Annotated in this window: 1 protein-coding gene; it reads right to left on the bottom strand. The window is 32.7% G+C overall.

Features of this window, described 5'->3' with window-relative positions; all coding sequences use genetic code 11:
* Positions 1-339 (bottom strand): transposase (locus tag CD113_RS11190; RefSeq protein WP_142380911.1); only part of this gene is annotated, 339 nt, incomplete at both ends.

Raw genomic sequence — 339 nt, 5'->3', positions numbered from 1 at the left:
CCTTCAATAGGACCGTTGGTCAAATTGATATAATTGAAAGTATGTTCGATGAAGCAAGCATGTTTTTTCAATGTTTTAATGGCTGTTTTTAATGATGGATGCAAGTCTGAAAGTTTCAACTGTTCTATGGTTTGTTTAAATGAGTCGAATTGGCTATGTTTCAAGTCATGTCTTAAATTATTAATCACTTCATATGTCTCTTTAAGGGTATCATCTTGGTCTAACAAGTATGTCACGATGTCTTTTTGCGTCTTCCATTCTTTAAACAAAGGTACCTTATTATATTCATACAATTCTAAGTCTTCGGTTGGTTTAAGTACAAGTTTCCAGTAACGCTTA

Origin of the sequence: Staphylococcus simiae, assembly GCF_002902085.1 — a bacterium.
Classification (GTDB): Bacteria; Bacillota; Bacilli; order Staphylococcales; family Staphylococcaceae; genus Staphylococcus; species Staphylococcus simiae.
This window is presented reverse-complemented; position numbering and strand designations above follow the sequence as displayed.